Raw genomic sequence first — 16,598 nt, forward strand, 5'->3', positions numbered from 1 at the left:
TCAGCATTTAAAAGTTGATAAAAGTCATGTTCTGAATTTGTTGCGTATTAATTGTAAAAGTTTAAAAGAGATGAGGTATAACCCGGTCAGTAAACCGAATCCGAACAACACGAAAACAGCATAGATCCAATGCATTGAATTCTGAAATGTTCCAAAAGAAATGTTTTGGCTGAAGTAAGTCCAATGTCCTTTTTTAACGCCCAAAACCAATAGAGTGACCCAAAAACAGATAAAAGAAATATGGAAAATTTTGATTCCCTGTTTTATTTTTAAAAGTACGGTTGCGGTAAACATGAATTCCTTTTCAAGGATGTACGTTATTGATGAAAACAATATAAGCGTGTTTATCCCGATGGTTGTTCCCATGGAATGGGCTACGGTTATATGAGTTCCGTGCGTGAAAAGGTTTATTGACGGTATGGAAATCAATAAGGCTAAAATAATATTCAGAAACACCCAGAAATCGGCTAAAATCATAAACTGGTAAGCAATAAAATTGGCTTTCTTTTTTTCTTTACCAAGATTTTTTTTCCAGTCATAAATGATTGAGAAAAGAATGACCCATTCGGTCATGCTGATGGCATAGGCAACATATCTGATCCATGGACTTGTCGGTACTATGTAAATGTGGTGTGCCCAGCCAAACATTAAATTGGTTAATCCTAAAAAGTAAAAGAAAAAGGCTTTTTTTGATTTGGCATAGCTTTCATCACTGCTGATTTTTGACATAACAAATAATGCAGTTCCATATACCAATTGATTCCAGGCGCCCACATACGAGCCGCCAGCTTTCCATTGAATGGCGAAGTTTCGGAGAAAATTATCTCTGAAAGAGGAAAGCAGCCACAAATGCGCTTCTGTGAAATGGAAGATCATAAAAACTATTCCTGTTCCCCACATCCAGTAGTACACCGGCCAGGTTTTGAAATTTGGGAGCATGGTTTTGAAATAATTAATGCCTAACAAAATCCATCCGACAATAATTGGGAAATAAAAATAGGCTGGAAATTCAAGATATTCTTTGCCACCGAAATTATGGGTAACATATGAAATTGCAATTCCGATTCCAGTTAGCAGAAAAAGCCAGAAATGCCACTGGACAAACTGGTGGTTGAAAAATTTAATTTCCGGATTTTGACTCAGGTAATAGTAAATTCCTCCCATTGCCGATAACAGGATCCAGGAAACGACAAACAAAGTATGTAACGGACGTAACGAGTTAAAAGGTAATGTTTCTTTGATGAAATCCGGGACGATGTATTGAAATCCGGCTAACAGGCCGCAAAGCAACCCGAGTAGTAATGAAATTAATCCGGTGCCGATAAACAGGAATGCGTATTTTTTAACATTATTCATAATATTGATCTTTGTATTTAATGGTAACCCAACCATTGTTTTTGGAATTCGCCTGCAGATTAGGGTAAAAACCGGTCTGGTCAATTTCTTTTAAGAATTGGACCAATTGATTCTTTTCTTCTTCGTTAAAATGAAATTTAGGCATAGCTTTCACGCCACTGTTAAACATGGCCTTGAGATAATCTTCGCTGGAGATCCTTGAGTAGGCGTTGGTTAAATCCGGACCAAGGTATCCGCCAAGCCCATAAATCTGATGGCAGGAATTACAGTTGTTTTTAAGCCAGATATTTTCGCCTTCGATTGCTTTTTTTGACAAATGCACTTCGCCAAAATCCGAATCTGAAGTGTATAAAATACTATTGTAGACAAGGAATACTGATACCAGACAAAGTAAAAAAATGGAATATTTCCGATAGTGTTTCATAACGAATCAATTTGAATGTTATGTTACAAATTGAATTATTATTCCATGAATCCCTTATGATTGCAATCACAAAAAAAGCGTAAACACTTTTTTGTTTACGCTTTTTTGCTTCCGTGGAAGTGGTTGAATTAATAATAACCTATTTCTGACTCAGGACATCGCCAATTACATGTATAATTCCGTTCGAGGTTTCAATGGAGGCGGTAATTTCGGAGCCGTTTACTAAAGTTTTATCTCCTTGTTTCGTAATATTTACTTTGCCGCCCGAAACCATTTCAAATGACTGTCCGTCGCTCATATAGTCTGTTTTTAAAGAACCTACATAAGTGTGGTACTCTAAAATGCTTTTTAATTTGTCTTTGTTTTCCGGTTTTAACAGATCTTCCACTGTTCCTTTGGGAAGCTTGTCAAAAGCCGCATTCGTCGGAGCAAAAACGGTAAAGGGGCCTGCGTTGGAAAGCGCATCTACCAAACCCGCCGCTTTTACGGCCGTAACCAATGTTGTGAAATCTTTACTTCCGGCTGCAGTCTGTACTATATTTGGCGCCGATGTTTCATCTTTTACGCCGGATTGTCCAACGCTTTCAGTAGCGGTGCTTTCTGTAGTTGCATCTGGTTTGGTTTCTTCGGCTTTCTTACATCCAATAGCCATGAGTAGACCTGCTAAAACAAAAAATTTAATTGTTTTCATAATAATAAATTACTTGGTTAGTACTTGTAAAGTAACTGATTATTAGATTGTTTTACTATGAGCGTAATCATAAAACAGACTCGCTTTTGACTTTTTGTAAAGAATTAGCTGTTATAAAAATGATTCCGAAGACCATTATGATCGAAACCCCGAAAAGGGTTTCATTTATACCGGGGATTAAAGTATAGCTGAATGATGCAATGCCTTGAATGGCCAGCACGGTCTCATTTAATAATACGCCGGTTGAAAAAATAATCAGGCCTTGAATAATTTTTTTGTTTACGGCTAAAAATTGATTAGAGAAAATATAAAACAACAGGAATAATGAAATTATGGCAAGAAGGACCAAGTGTAAATAGGCTATAACGATGGGCCTGAAGCCAAAAGCCAGCTTACTGACGGAAGGGATTGTCGACCCCAATTGGAGCAGTAACTTTAAGCTTGTGGCAAATCCAATGAAAAGGATTATCCAGCGAAAAACAGACAGATTGTTTTTTAGTATATGAAGTTTGGTTTTTACTAGTATGGACAGGAATCGGAACCATGCATATACCTGGATAAGGGCGGAAAGAGCTGTAATTATGTAAACTCCTAGAGGTAGTTTCATCCAAAGTGTCGAAAGAAAATAAGCCGGAATGCACGCTACGAAAAGCAAATAAAATGTTGTCTTGAAAAATGTATGGTTTTCTTTCTTTATGTCGAGAAAATCATAAAATAATCCCATGCAGGCAAAGAAAAACCATCCGTTATACTGAAAATGCAAATAGTAATAAATAGATGCAAGATACATGTCCTGCTGGATGCTTTTTGTCATCATCATATAGGCCAAAGCAAAAGTACCCAATGAAGAAATAATGTTGAAAAATATGGCAGCGCGGAACCATTTTATGGAAAGATTGTCCGGATTTATTTGCCTTAAATCTTTGATGAAATGGTAACTGAAAATGTAGAAAATAAGTATTGTTGCAGTTGAAAAGAATATTGAAATTGGCCCGTATCCCTGATAAATGAAGGATATCAGCATACCATAGGAACAAAATAAATTGGAGATGATTATCTTATTGTATTTTGAGAAACTGAGCGTCTCTTTATCAGTATTTCGCGTTCTTTTTTCTAAAAAAGCAATCATCAAGACAGTCAGCGTATGACTTATCCATCCGGCAAAGGCAAAATGGGAGTGTGAATGCTGGAGGCTTTTTTGATCGAAGTGGGGGAATTCAAAACCTATTTTATATCGCATCAATAGACCTACGGAAGCAACGATAAGCAAGTTTATCAATGAGATTTTTAACCAAAATTTGCTGTTGAAATACATTAGAAATAAATTTTATGGTTTACTATTTCAACTTTTTCGCATTGGTTCATTTTGGATAAAGCTCTTATAACTGTTTCTACGCGGAGTCCTGTAAAATTGGCAATTTCCTGCCTTGTAAATGGTATAAGTTCTTTTTCGAGATTTTTTTTGCTTTTTTTGTAGTCATTCAGAAAGGCCATGATCCTGAATTCCGGCTTTTGGTTTATAATATCCTTTGATGTTTTCGCTTTCGAGTGGATTCTTTGGCACATCAGATTTAAAAAATCTTTTTGTACGGATGGATATTCTTCCAGAATCTTCAAAAATTTATCTTTTGATAATTTTATGATCGTACAATCCTGGAATGCCGTGGCAGTAGAGGGGTAACTTTCATTTATGAATAAGGGAGGCTCACCAAAACTTTGTCCACTATAAAAATAACCTTGGGTGAATTCTTTTCCGTCGTCATTAGCGTTAAACATCCTGACTATTCCTTCAGCTATTTGATAATAAAAATTAGCCTGATTATTTTCTCTGAAAATAACTTCGCCTTTCTTATATTCTTTCGCTATTGCACCCCATGTGAAGAGTAAATCGATGTCTACAAGCATATTTTGACGGGAAATATTTTGTGGTTAGTAAAGGTGGTTTTGGTCGGTATTTTTACATCAATTACAAAATTATTATAGTAAATATAAAGAAAATATGATATAAATCAGCATTGGGAATGAAATTTTTAAGCGTTATACTTACGTTATTGGTTGTGAGTTGGTTAGTGTTTAAAGTTCGAAAGACATTAATTTTTAGTCATCTCTAAAAGCCTGATCTTAAGTGCTGTATATCATATCGTTTTGGAGGGAAAAAATTATGTCGGATTTGGGAAATGAAATTGAGGTTTGGCTTTTAAATGATGATGAAGAGTTTTGTCGACAATGCCGGGTTTATGATTGAGACGTTTGTTTTTGTGATTTAATCTTAAAGTTTTTTATAAATTGCCAATAATTTTTGTAATAGATTGGATGCTGTTTTTATGATTTTGTTTAAAAAGACAGAAACAATCTTTATTTCTGACCTTTAGTGAATTTGTACATATTCGAATTTTAAAAATAATGTAATTATGTTTTCAAAAACATGTAAATACGGGATTAGGGCGGTTATTTTTATAGCTTCAGAATCTTTACATAATAGGAGGGTAGGGATAAAAGATATTGCGGAAAGGATTGATTCTCCCCAGGCATTTACAGCAAAAATTCTACAAACTTTAGTCAGGAATGAGATCATCCGTTCCGTTAAAGGAGTTGGAGGTGGTTTTGAAATACCTGCCGAGAATTTGGCAAAAATAAAACTGTCTCAAATTGTGACGGCTATAGACGGAGAAGACATTTTTACAAAATGCGGTTTGGGATTGACCCATTGTTCAGATGAGCATCCTTGCCCTATACACAATAAATTTAAGTTTATCAAAGTAAAGCTAACGGTAATGCTTGAAGGGACCACTTTGGAGGAGTTAGCTTTGGGTATTAAAACCGAGGATACTTTTTTACGGTATTAAGAGGTCTTGCAGTAGTAATATTATATCTGATCGATAAAGGAAAAATGGGGAAGCAAAATTTAATAGCTTCCCCATTTTTATTAACTACAAAAAACAAAAATTAATTACTAATTAAGCCGCTGTCAAAAACTTTCAGTAGGTAGTGACAATCCGAGAGGGGGCGATTGATGGATTATAATAATCAGAATCACTTTTGAACGCGGCTTAGAAACTTATCAGAATGATTGGTAATATCGTAATCCCCACAACAAAAAGAAGCGAGATTTTCCAAGTGAGATTCGCTTTTTTGAGTTCCATGAAATTAAAAGCAACCAAATAGAATTTGATAAACGATATTCCCATGATCAGACTGATAAGGAGTCCCGATAGAGTTACAGAATTTGATAGGATTGCGGCCGTAATAGTCAAAAGAATTAATAGGCCATAACAAAGTGTGAGCGGATTTTTCATCATTAAAAAAGTAAATAAAGGGTTGGAAATACCAATAACCATATTAAGTCACACATATGCCAGAAGGCGGCGCAGGCTTCAACGTCTTCAACCGAAGTGTCTGAGTTTTTTTTCATCATACCGTAATGTGTCAACATTAAAATGACCAAGCCGACGATAACGTGGATGAGGTGAAAGCCGGTAACAAGCCAGTAGAAGCTGTAAAAAAGGTTTGTCTCTATGGAAATTCCCATTTCGATTTTGTGATAATATTCAAATCCTTTTACAATTAAGAAAAGGAGCCCTCCCAAAAACGATAATTTGAAAAAAAGCGAGGCTTTTGCCAGATTATTGTTTTTGAATTTTTGCACAGCCTGGGCCATAAAATAACCGCTGGTAAGAAGGAAAACTGTATTTAAAGTGCCCAAAGCTGTGTTGAGCTGCATTCTGGAATCATGGAAAACCTCCGGTTGTTCTTTTCCATAGAATACAAATGCCACCAATGCCATCCCGAAAGTAATGAGCTCCAGGAAAATAATGATCCACATAAGGATACCGCCCGGGGGATAGTAAAAGTTGCTATGATTGATTTCTGCCGTTTTCATTTTTTTAGATTGAATATGGTTGCTTTATATGAAAATCACTTCGCCCGTTGCTATGTCGTAGTAGGCACCAACGATTTTGATTTCGCCTTTTTCAGATTGGTGACGAAGCGTTTGGCTTTTTTCCAAAATGCGTTTGATGGTCATGCGAACGTTTTTCCGGGCTGTCTCATCCGTCATGTAATGAGGGAGAGGATAGGTTTCATGCTTGTTGATGGCGGGTTTTATCTGGTTGGTCAGCTGCGTCAGATGTTCCAACTCAACATTGGCCATAGCTCCGGATACCGCTCCACAGTGCGTGTGTCCTAAAACTACGATAAGTTTGGTACCCTTGAGTTTTGTGGCAAATTCCATGCTCCCCAAAATGTGGTCGTCTTCAATGTTGCCGGCCACACGGGAAACGAAAATGTTGCCGATTTTTTGGTCAAAAATGATTTCCGGCGGGACACGTGAATCTACACATCCTAAAATAAATGAATGTGGGTGCTGCCCGTCTTTTGTTGCCTGAATTTGGGCATGGAAATCAGAATTGACGGTTTGTTTGTCTAAGAAACGGTTGTTGCCGTACTTTAATTCAGCCAGTGCATCGTCCGGGGTTTTTATTTCATGACCATGCTTTGCAATAACAAAGCTGCACAGAAGAAGGATGAATGCTGGGGAAATAGCAAAAATCAGTAGGTTTTTGTTTTTCCATGAAATTTTTCGAACCATGATAATCAGTTGTAAAGTTTGAAACTTTATTTATTGTCTGGAATCTTACTTCCATTCTAGAAGCCTTTTTTCGCCTTCGATGGTTTTCATGTCGGTGATGTCCTGTGACATTTCGATGACTCCTCTGTAATTCTGTTTGTCGTCGCGTACCGCAAAATAACGGATGTAAATCAGGCGTTCTTTATAATTTATCCAAAAAGAGGCTTCGCTTTTTGTGCCTTTCCTGAACTCTTCCAGTATTTGCAGTACGGTTCCAACGCTTTTCGGAGGATGGCAAAATTTGACTTCACGGCCAATGATACCGGCACTTCTTGGGAAAACCCTTTCTTCGCCGCGGTTGTAAAATATTACCTTGTCGTTTTCATCTACATAAGTCAAATCGGCAGGGATGGTTCTGAAAAGAAGATTGACTTGCTCGACGGTCATATACCCTTCATCAAAATGATGGGAATTACCATGTTTACTGTCTGTAATTGGTTCTTTGACTTCAATATTCATAAAGTCTGTCGTTTGCTGCGGAAACGGTGCGGGTACACGGGATAACATCCAACCAATTTCTTCTTCTCCGGAACGCATTTCAATCCAGTCGTTCTCTTCTAAAATAGCTAGAGCATTGGGAAATAAAGTGTTTTCTTCAACATGCATCAGTCGATATATTCCGTCAACCAGATATTTAGTGTTTTCATTTATTTTAGGTGCATTCTGAGTTTTGATGTAGTATTTAATCAGGCGGATCTGATCTCTCAAATTATCATGGAAAGACCACATGCCTTTGGAAGGGCCGGTCCAGTGTCTTTTTTCTAAAAAAGGGAACAGCTGATTCTCTTTTCGGGCAAATCGTTTCTCAATAGTACATAAATGATTGAATACGTTGAAGTATTTCTGAAAATCTTCAGAAGCATCTGTTGATAATAATTCTGCTAAAAGTGTTATGATTAGATCGCGTTCTTCAAAATAGATCTGTACCGGGTGTCCTTCGGGTAGCGTAGCGAATTTTGGATCTTGGTTTATTGTTGTTTGCATGATTTTATTTCTGATGTTTGATTTTGTCGTAGAGTTTTACCATCGACTGCAGTAATTCTCTGGGGGTTGTTAGTATCTGATAATGGTTTTGTCCGAACATTTGCGGAAGGTAGTACTGAGCCTGGGTTTCAATGGCCAATGCATACGAATTGATGTTTTTGGAATTAAGTTCGCGCAACGCCTGTTTTATGTCGTTGATTCCGTATTTCCCTTCGTATTTGTCATAATCGTTCGGCTTACCATCCGAGAGCAGGATAATCCATTTATTTTTGGTACTTCTTTTTTCCAGTCTTGCTCCGGCATGGCGCAGTGCGGCCCCGATCCGGGTATAGCCACAAGGTTCAACAGCTCCGATTTTGTGTTTGGCGCTGTTCCAGTTTTCGCCAAAATCCTTTAGTGTGAGATATGTCGAGAAATTGCGGGTTTTAGAATAAAAACTGTCGATCGAGAAATCGATGTTGAACTCGTTCAGAATTTCACCAAAAAGGATTGAAACTTCCTTTTCGACATCGATAACCCTATTTCCGCCGGCATAACTGTCACTTGACAGGCTTATGTCGAGCAGGATTAAAATGGATAAATCTTTTTCTTTTTTTCTATTCGCAATATAAACGTTCTCGGTTGGAGTTCGTTTGGAATGCACATCCACATACAAATCGGTTATGGAGTCAATATCAAATTCGTTACCTTGGGTCTGGCGTTTTTGTTGTTGTATTTTATTATTAACGGAAGTGAGCATTTTTCGCAACCCCATCAAAGTGGAAGCGTTGTTCGAAATGGTGTTTTTATAGTAGTCAGGATCTGTTCTTTGTTGTAGTTTAGGATAGACTTTACAGAAATTTTCTTTGAAAATGCGTTTGCCGTAATCCCATTCATCATAAGTGAAATGCAGTCCGCTGGCATCCACTTCGGCACTTTCGGAAACAGAAGCATTTTCTATGAAATCTGCCTGATAAACCGAATGGGCTGTATCGTCAACGCGAACGGTGTGTTTCATGTTCAGTTCGTCAAGGGCGTCCTGATGGTCTTCCAGTTCGTCTGTCCCGTCAAAGTCGCGCCAAGTGCCGTTAAACTCTTCTGCCGTTTCAACTTTTTCGAAATTATGAAGAAGTACGTAGTCTTCCTGTTGTTTTTTATCAAGTTGGGCAATATTTACTTCTTCAACGGCTTTCGATTTTACCGTAGTGGTAGGCTGGTTTTCGTCTGCCGATTTGGTTTTATCGGAGAAGTTTTGAAGAATGTCTTCCGAATCTTGGACAAAGTCATTCCGCATCCATTTTCCATACAAAAAGGTGAAATCTGGTTCGTCAGGGTTTTCGGCGACTTGTATAAAATGTTCCCGGGTTTTGTGATATGTTTTTTCTGCTGAAGGAAATTCTTTAAGTAGTATTTCCATTATTTGGGAAGAACTGACTATCGCCTTTTGACGGGATATTTCAAGATCTGGTTCTTTTTCGTCGGGAGTCCAGTTTAAATTCAGTTGCTGTTGGATGCTTAAGTATAAAACCCGAAATACGTAAAAATCATGATTTTCAGCCGGGGTTGAAAGTTCGGCAAATGATACCGGAAGGAAAAAATTGTTGTTTTTGTAACCTCCTTCTCTTTCGGCTGGAAAAATCTCGATAGCTTTTCCTGTAAGTGCTCTGGCAAGAATTGTGAGTTTTGGCCTGATTTTTTCCAAAGTGATTCGTCGGGCTTCTGTCTCGGGATCTATTTTTTTTCTCTTTTTCAAATGCTTGAAAAATTTCTCCACTATATATTCATCTATCTCAAATCCCATTTTGTGTAATTTTAGATTTGTATTTTGCAATCTTGTTAGGATCGCAGTGTTTTGGCGTAGTGAATTAAATCACCAAATCGCAGAGATCTTTCAGTGCTTCCAGCGTTTGCTGGTCATCTGTCAGCGGTTCAATAACAGCTGCATGTACAGAAAGTCGTTTCGGTAATCCGCTGTGGATAAGTTTTGAAGCATCTACCAATAATCGGGTTGAAACAGTTTCTGTTAAGCCTAACTCGGTCAGATTTCGGATTTTGTTGCCGATAACTACCAGTCGTTTTGCAGATTCAGAATCGACATTAGTTTCTTTAATCAGGATTTCAGATTCTATTTTTGCTTCAGGATAATCAAATGAAATGGCCACGAAACGTTGTCTTGTCGAAGGTTTCAGTTCTTTAAAACCTCTTTGATATCCTGGATTAAAAGACGCAACGAGCATGAAATCTTCATGAGCTTTGATGGTCTCGCCCAGTTTGTCTATAAAAAGTTCCCTGCGGTGGTCTGTCAGCGAGTGTATGGCTACAATTACATCAGGTCGGGCTTCAGCAACTTCATCAAGATAGAGGATAGCGCCTTCTTTTACAGCAGTGGTCAGAGGTCCATCAATCCATACGGTTTCAGCTCCTTTGATAATGAATCGGCCTATCAAATCTGTTGAAGATGTTTCCTCATGACAACTGATGGTGATGATTTTTTTGTTCAATACATGAGCCATGTATTCGATAAATCTTGATTTACCGGTTCCGGTAGGCCCTTTCAGCAAAAGGGGTAATTTGTTTTTGAAAGCATGCTCAAAGACTTCCTGTTCCTTGCCGACGGCATGATAAAAAGGGATATTTAGTGTTTCCATAATCTTTTGAGTAAAAAAACCTGAACGTTAAAACAATCGTTTTCTCGGGGAGATGAGTGCGGAAAAAGTCGTCTAGCGTTCAGGTATAGAAAAACATTTTTTTATTATTAATTTAATTCGAAGACTTCTTCTTTGCTTGAAAATTCAGGAGCTTTCGTTTTTTGGTCAACCAAAGCTTCGTCAGTTGGTCTTCCATATTTAATGAAGTCGTAGATAAACATGATAATTCCTGTAGTAAACATTGCGGCACAAAGTAACAATATCACAAAGTGAATACTGATTTCGTTTTGTACGGTCATGAATTCCATTTTCATTTTTCTTTCCATGTATACTTGAGCTATCCCGGCTACTCCAAAAGCAGCTGTCATTCCCAAGATTCCGATGTTAGAGAGCCAGAATGCCGCCGAACCTGTTTTCATCATATAACGTTTGCGGCCAGTCAGGTTTGGCATAGCATAACTTATCATAGCCAACACAATCATGGCATAGGCTCCCCAGAAAGCATAGTGTCCGTGTGATGCGGTAACCAGCGTGCCGTGTGTATATAAGTTGGCCTGAGGTAAAGTATGTGCGAAACCTAGTATACCTGCACCAATGAATGATACAATAGAAGAACCGATTGTCCAGAATAATGCAACTTTGTTAGGATGGCTTTTTTCACCTTTTCTGTACATGTTGATTGCGAACAGTGCCATTGCTAAGAAAGCTAAAGGTTCTAATGCTGAAAATATACCTCCGACGATCAGCCAGATTTTATTTACACCGATGTAATAGTAATGGTGTCCTGTGCCTAAAACCCCTGAAAGGAATGTCAGTCCGATAATTACATACAGCCATTTCTCAATTACTTCACGGTCTACACCTGTCAATTTGATTAGAAGGAAAGAAAGTATACCTCCCATAATCAATTCCCAAACACCTTCAACCCATAGGTGGACAACCCACCAGCGGAAGAATGAATCCATTACCTGGCTGTCAAACCAAATCATACCCGGTAAATATAGTAAAGCGGCGAAAAGCAATCCCATTGACAATACCAGTGCAGTAGTGGTTTTGCGTTTTCCTGTAAAGAGTGTTCCTAAGATTAGGCCAAGGAAGAGCAATACGTTTACGACGACCAAAAAGTCCAGTTCTCTTGGAATTTCCAAGAATTTACGTCCTTCCCAATGATTAAAGTGGAATCCCACAATAGCGATAACACCTACCACAGCAAGTGAGACTAGCTGAACTATGGCCAGCTTCGGACTGATTAATTCTCTTTGTGCTTCTTCGGGGATTATGTAATAGGCTGCACCCATGAATCCAGTCAGCAACCATACAACGAGTAAGTTGGTATGCACCGCTCTTGCTACGTTAAATGGGATGATGTCGTGTAAACCTTGTATACCGATTCGGTCAAAGCCCATGATAAAACCATAGACAAGCTGCAATGCGAATAAAAGCATGGCCAATGCAAAGAACCAGTAGGCGATTTTTTGTGATTTATATTTCATTTTAAAAAAAATTAGAATTGATATTTTTTACTGATTAGCCTTAGCTAAAGGCGAAACAACGCGGTCAAAACCGTTTAAGTCTATATTGCCCACCCATTTGAGATATGCGATCATTGCTTGAGCATCTTTCTCGTTCATGTTGTAGGCAACCATTTTTCTTCCGTTTGGAGCCCACGGTATTGGTGACGTTAATACTGCTTTTACGTAGCCTTCGCCTCTTCGGTCGATTACTTTTGTCAGTTCCGGAGCATAATATCCACCTTCTCCCATGATAGTATGACAACCCATGCAGTTGTTGGTTTCCCAGATTTCTTTTCCTCTTACAACCTGCTTGTCAAGCTTGGTGTAATTTGATTGGTCCTTGTTGGGCATAAACGAGTATATGGTCAGACCGATGAAGATGGAGAAGGTGACGACCGTACCGCCTAAAAAGAATGCCCGCGCTTGTGATTTTGAAAGCATAATTTGTGTAGTTTTTATTTAATATTTTATTTCCTTTAATAAAGGATGTTTTTATCCTTTATTCTATAGAGCGAAGTTAATGGTTAAAAAATGCTTTGAACATGATAAATGTCATGTTGGAATAAATGTTTTTTTGATTATATTTTTCTTAATGAATAGGGTATCTGAATGGCGATTGAAGTTTTAAAAAAAGACGTTTTTGAAAAAAGATTTGCAGGCGGCAAGCATCTTTCAATGAAAGTGCTTTTTAGAAAATGTGATTCAGCAACTGTGTGTCAAAAAATGATGGTTGACTGAAGAGATTGAGGGTTTGGCTGAGAAAATGCTTTTTAAAACTGATGTTTCGCAGTTAACTGCAACCTACGCGAAGCGACGGTAAATAGCAATCACAAACAAATTCGATATCTAGCAAAAGTTCCTAACCGCGCGGAAATAATTCCTTTCTGTACAGAGTGAATTACTTTCTGCTACGAGCGAATTTATTTTTGTATCTCGTGAATTTATTTCTGTACCTCGCTAGTTCGTTTCTGTATCTAGCGAATTTGTTTCTGTATCTAATGACTTTGTTTTCGTTACGAGTGACTTTGTTTCTGTATCTAACGACTTTATTTCTGCTACGGGCGACTTTATTTTCGTATCTAGCGAGTTTGTTTCTGTATCTAGCGACTCTCTTTCTGCTATGAGTGAATTTGACATCTGTCCTAAATGAAAAGGTTTGCGAACAAAATCCCCACCTCCACAAAGCCAGTGGGTCAATATAAAAGACCACCAAGAGAATCAGCGTCAGCAGTACAAATTCAATTGGCGGTCTTATCAATAACAGCAATTATGGCGAATTACTGGTTGGGTTGTGGCTGTTTTGCAGAGAAAATACGCGGGTTGATGTTTATCATAAACCAAGCCCAGTTATTGTTCGCTACATTATTGCCTCCTTTTAGTATATTCATAGTTGAAGTTCCAAACATTTGGGAGAATCCTCCTGTGGCAGCAATAAACTTGTGCAACTGGTAACCTGCCGTAAAGTCGATCTCGGTTCCTAAATAGCTGTCCATTTTTTCACCGTTAGTGTCTATAACCGATGCTGAAGCTGCGAATGCATGTGGCATTAAGTTAAATTGCCATTTGTCTTTTGCATAGGTAAGTTTTAAATAGGCATCTTGCAAACCCACACTGTTTTTGTGGTTTCCGCCAACGTAGAAGTAGTCCATGTAACCGTTAAAGGCGTGGTTAGTACCAAATAAAGGGTAGAACGATTTTATGTCTGTACTGGTGTCGTTTTGGTCTTTACCTGAGAAATATTCATAACCGGCTCCTAATTTAAAGTTACTGTCAAAAGCATATCCCACGAAAGCTCCGGCGTAAAATCCGTTTACTTTGTTGTTGTTTTCTTTACCGGATTGTCCGTAAATTCCAAGGTTCGCATCCCATGCTTTGTTTTTGAAAGTTAAGTATGTACCAAAAGTTTGTTTGTAATCTGTTTCAAGAGTAGTGGCAGTTTTTTGGTATTCATAGCCCGTGTTTAATAACAGCAAGCTTAGACCCACTTTGTCAATATTAGTATGATACCATCCGTATTGAAATGTTTTATAGTTTGTTGTATAAGGAGTTGAGGGGCGGATTTGGTTCTCTGCATTTGCATTATAGGCTGCCCCTAAATCCAATCGGTGATTGGCAGGATGGTAGCTCACCAATAAGGCATCATGACTTTGTCCTTGTTGTAGCCAGTCAATTTCACCCATGATACGCTCGTTGTCATAAGCGATTACCTGACGCCCAAAACGTGCACTCCATTTGTCTGTGAAATCATATTGGCCCCAAGCTTCAAACAATGCAACTCCATTTTTGTCTGCAGTGGCAGTTGTGGGAACATCTCCCCAGGTACGTATGTTTTGTAAAGATACCTTCGTTGAGAACTGATCCAGTTTGAAATCGAATTTTAAGCGAGTACGCTGAGAGACAAAGGAAGTTGGCAATTCTCCGTTTTTTAGAGGGGCTTTATAACCGTTTCTGTATTCATAGCGGGGTCTTAACTGAAGATCGGCATTAAATTCTTGAGCATAAGTACCTATGCCTACCATCGCAAAGAACGATAAGCTGATTTTTTTAAAGGTTTTCATATAAATTATTTAAGATTTTTGCGCTTCTTCAATAATTTTTTGAACAGTCTCGTCAGCATTTACATTAAGTCCTTCCTGCTGATAGGTTAATTCGCCGACATTATTGAAAACGCTTATGATATTTGAGTGAGAGAAATCCATAGGGGAGATTTTTTTGTAATTTACAGCCAAAACTGCAGCAAATTCTCTGGTGTTGTCTTCGGATGAACGAAGGAAAGTCCATTGGTCGCCCTCCATTTGGTTTTCTTTGGCAAATGCTTTTAGACGTTCAGGGGTGTCAACTTTCGGATCGATGCTTATCAGTACGAATTCTACATTTTTGGTATCTTTGGGAAGACGGCTTTCGATATTTCTCATATCGGCAACGAGTCTCGGACAAGCTGATTTGCATGAGGTATAAATCATAACCATCACAAGTACTTTGCCCTTCATGTTTTTCATCTGGATGTCTTTTCCATCCTGATTGGTCCATTTGGAAGGAAGGTGATAGATAGAAAGGTCGGAGATGCTTTTGGATTTAGGTGCATCACTGGCTTTTTTGTTTGAATCGCAACTCTGAAAAATCATAAGCAGCAATGCTAAGCCTAAAATTATCTTTTTCATATAGCTGTTTTTTTTAGTTATTTAAAATCTTTGGCACAGCGGAATCCCAGATTTCTTGTAGTGTATTTGGCTTTGAGACTTCCTCTGAAAGCATAGCGCATAAAAGCTGCATAATTCATGAGGTCGGTGGCGTTTACCGATCCGCTTCCGCAAAAGAGATTTTTATCTGTGTCTTTGTCTTTTCTTGATTCTCCGGATAAAAAAATGCTGTTGAAATCTGATGTCCATTCCCATACCAGTCCGTGCATATCGTAAACACCCCAATAGTTTTTGAAGGTTTGCCCTACAGGATTTGCATAGGTTTTTGATTTTTCATACCAAGAGAGTATGTATTTCGTATATGATTCTTTGGTTCTCGCGTCAGTGCGTTTTTCATCTGCCATGGCAGCATATTCCCATTCGTCTAATGTTGGAAGGCGTTTACCTTGACATTCGCAGTATTTTTTGGCAACAAACCAAGAGACATTAGTTACGGGAGCATTGCTCAAGTTGTTTTTTCCGTAACTGAAGTCGCTTTCCCAATGTGATAAATAGCTTTTGTCGGCAAAGATCCCTTTGATTTTAGCTTTACTGTACTCAGGGTTTTTTTTGAGAAAATCCTGAAACTGGGCATTGGTTACCGGATAAATGTCTAACTGAAACTCGTTAACGGTTACCGGTTTTTTGTCAACAGTTCCGTAAAGGGGGACATAAGCCCCCTTTTTTACCAGAACCATTTTTGAGTTTTGTGCCCAAAGGGATGCCGCAATAAACATTGAAAAAAGCGACATATATATTGTTCGTTTTAACATTGCGTGCATCTTTTTAAAGTTTTAATTGATTACGATTTTCTTTGAGCTTTAACCATTGCAGGAGTAACTTTCTTTTTGTTGTTACCCCAGTTGCTGTAAACGTAAGTCAACACGTCTGCAACTTGTTGATCAGTTAGTGTGCTCTGAGGAGGCATAGCCCCGTTGTATGTTTTTCCATTAACAGTCATCGGTCCGGATGATCCTTTAATGATTTGTTTAATTGAACGATTATGATCTTTGTTTAACCAGTCTGATTTTGCTAATGGAGGAAACGCATTGGGAATACCTTGTCCTGCCGCCTGGTGACAAGCTACACAGTTTGAGTTATAAACAGCTTTTCCTTTGGTGATGTCTTGTGCTGATGCCGAGAAACTGAAGATGGTTCCTAATACGGCGCCTAATAAATATTTGTTCATGATTGAA

18 protein-coding genes are annotated in these 16,598 nt (G+C 38.3%); 1 reads left to right on the forward strand and 17 read right to left on the reverse strand.

Annotated elements, in window-relative coordinates; genetic code table 11:
* Positions 1–24: 24 nt before the first annotated feature.
* The 5 genes from FEDK69T_RS07455 to FEDK69T_RS07475 form a co-directional block, all read right to left on the reverse strand.
* Positions 25–1,356, reverse strand: coding sequence for a cbb3-type cytochrome c oxidase subunit I (locus FEDK69T_RS07455; protein WP_023573540.1), 1,332 nt, complete (start codon positions 1,354–1,356; stop codon positions 25–27).
* The gene (locus tag FEDK69T_RS07460; RefSeq protein WP_051385091.1) at positions 1,349–1,780 is read right to left on the reverse strand and encodes a c-type cytochrome; all 432 of its coding nucleotides are present in this window, start codon (positions 1,778–1,780) and stop codon (positions 1,349–1,351) included. The genes FEDK69T_RS07455 and FEDK69T_RS07460 overlap by 8 nt, the downstream gene beginning before the upstream one ends.
* A gap of 139 nt (positions 1,781–1,919) precedes the next feature.
* Entirely contained in the window at positions 1,920–2,471 is a 552-nt protein-coding gene (locus FEDK69T_RS07465) for a fasciclin domain-containing protein (RefSeq protein ID WP_023573541.1), read from the reverse strand.
* A 67-nt stretch (positions 2,472–2,538) separates the two neighbouring features.
* Complete coding sequence (locus FEDK69T_RS07470) at positions 2,539–3,786, reverse strand: hypothetical protein (protein ID WP_051385092.1); 1,248 nt, start codon at positions 3,784–3,786, stop codon at positions 2,539–2,541.
* The gene (locus tag FEDK69T_RS07475) at positions 3,786–4,376 is read right to left on the reverse strand and encodes a Crp/Fnr family transcriptional regulator (protein WP_023573542.1); all 591 of its coding nucleotides are present in this window, start codon (positions 4,374–4,376) and stop codon (positions 3,786–3,788) included. The genes FEDK69T_RS07470 and FEDK69T_RS07475 overlap by 1 nt, the downstream gene beginning before the upstream one ends.
* Before the next feature lie 506 nt (positions 4,377–4,882).
* Between FEDK69T_RS07475 and FEDK69T_RS07480 the strand changes: the two genes are divergently transcribed.
* Complete coding sequence (locus FEDK69T_RS07480) at positions 4,883–5,317, forward strand: RrF2 family transcriptional regulator (protein ID WP_023573543.1); 435 nt, start codon at positions 4,883–4,885, stop codon at positions 5,315–5,317.
* A gap of 204 nt (positions 5,318–5,521) precedes the next feature.
* Here FEDK69T_RS07480 and FEDK69T_RS16190 read toward each other — a convergent pair whose 3' ends face one another.
* The 12 genes from FEDK69T_RS16190 to FEDK69T_RS07545 all read right to left on the reverse strand — a co-directional run bounded on the left by FEDK69T_RS16190 (position 5,522) and on the right by FEDK69T_RS07545 (position 16,591).
* Entirely contained in the window at positions 5,522–5,809 is a 288-nt protein-coding gene (locus FEDK69T_RS16190) for a cytochrome C oxidase subunit IV family protein (protein ID WP_394330678.1), read from the reverse strand.
* Complete coding sequence (locus tag FEDK69T_RS07490) at positions 5,770–6,351, reverse strand: cytochrome c oxidase subunit 3 (protein WP_023573545.1); 582 nt, start codon at positions 6,349–6,351, stop codon at positions 5,770–5,772. Before FEDK69T_RS07490 ends, FEDK69T_RS16190 begins: the two co-directional genes overlap by 40 nt.
* A gap of 24 nt (positions 6,352–6,375) precedes the next feature.
* On the reverse strand, positions 6,376–7,059 hold the full coding sequence (locus FEDK69T_RS07495; protein ID WP_023573546.1) for a carbonic anhydrase: 684 nt from the start codon (positions 7,057–7,059) through the stop codon (positions 6,376–6,378).
* Between the two features lie 45 nt (positions 7,060–7,104).
* Positions 7,105–8,082 (reverse strand): DUF438 domain-containing protein, encoded by a 978-nt coding sequence (locus FEDK69T_RS07500; RefSeq protein ID WP_023573547.1) that lies wholly within the window; start codon positions 8,080–8,082, stop codon positions 7,105–7,107.
* A gap of 4 nt (positions 8,083–8,086) precedes the next feature.
* Positions 8,087–9,862 (reverse strand): nitric oxide reductase activation protein NorD, encoded by a 1,776-nt coding sequence (locus FEDK69T_RS07505; protein WP_023573548.1) that lies wholly within the window; start codon positions 9,860–9,862, stop codon positions 8,087–8,089.
* Positions 9,863–9,926: 64 nt separating this feature from the next.
* On the reverse strand, positions 9,927–10,709 hold the full coding sequence (locus FEDK69T_RS07510) for a CbbQ/NirQ/NorQ/GpvN family protein (RefSeq protein WP_023573549.1): 783 nt from the start codon (positions 10,707–10,709) through the stop codon (positions 9,927–9,929).
* 107 nt (positions 10,710–10,816) lie between these two features.
* The gene (locus tag FEDK69T_RS07515) at positions 10,817–12,202 is read right to left on the reverse strand and encodes a cbb3-type cytochrome c oxidase subunit I (protein WP_023573550.1); all 1,386 of its coding nucleotides are present in this window, start codon (positions 12,200–12,202) and stop codon (positions 10,817–10,819) included.
* 27 nt (positions 12,203–12,229) lie between these two features.
* Positions 12,230–12,574, reverse strand: coding sequence for a c-type cytochrome (locus FEDK69T_RS07520; RefSeq protein ID WP_240473165.1), 345 nt, complete (start codon positions 12,572–12,574; stop codon positions 12,230–12,232).
* Between the two features lie 926 nt (positions 12,575–13,500).
* On the reverse strand, positions 13,501–14,781 hold the full coding sequence (locus FEDK69T_RS07530; protein ID WP_023573553.1) for an alginate export family protein: 1,281 nt from the start codon (positions 14,779–14,781) through the stop codon (positions 13,501–13,503).
* Between the two features lie 9 nt (positions 14,782–14,790).
* Positions 14,791–15,384: an SCO family protein gene (locus tag FEDK69T_RS07535; protein WP_023573554.1), complete on the reverse strand. Its 594-nt coding sequence runs from the start codon at positions 15,382–15,384 to the stop codon at positions 14,791–14,793.
* Positions 15,385–15,401: 17 nt separating this feature from the next.
* Positions 15,402–16,139, reverse strand: a complete 738-nt coding sequence (locus FEDK69T_RS07540) for a formylglycine-generating enzyme family protein (protein ID WP_394330680.1) — start codon at positions 16,137–16,139, stop codon at positions 15,402–15,404.
* A 65-nt stretch (positions 16,140–16,204) separates the two neighbouring features.
* Positions 16,205–16,591, reverse strand: coding sequence for a c-type cytochrome (locus FEDK69T_RS07545; protein WP_023573556.1), 387 nt, complete (start codon positions 16,589–16,591; stop codon positions 16,205–16,207).
* Positions 16,592–16,598: the final 7 nt, after the last annotated feature.

This window comes from Flavobacterium enshiense DK69 (assembly GCF_000498495.1).
GTDB lineage: Bacteria > Bacteroidota > Bacteroidia > Flavobacteriales > Flavobacteriaceae > Flavobacterium > Flavobacterium enshiense.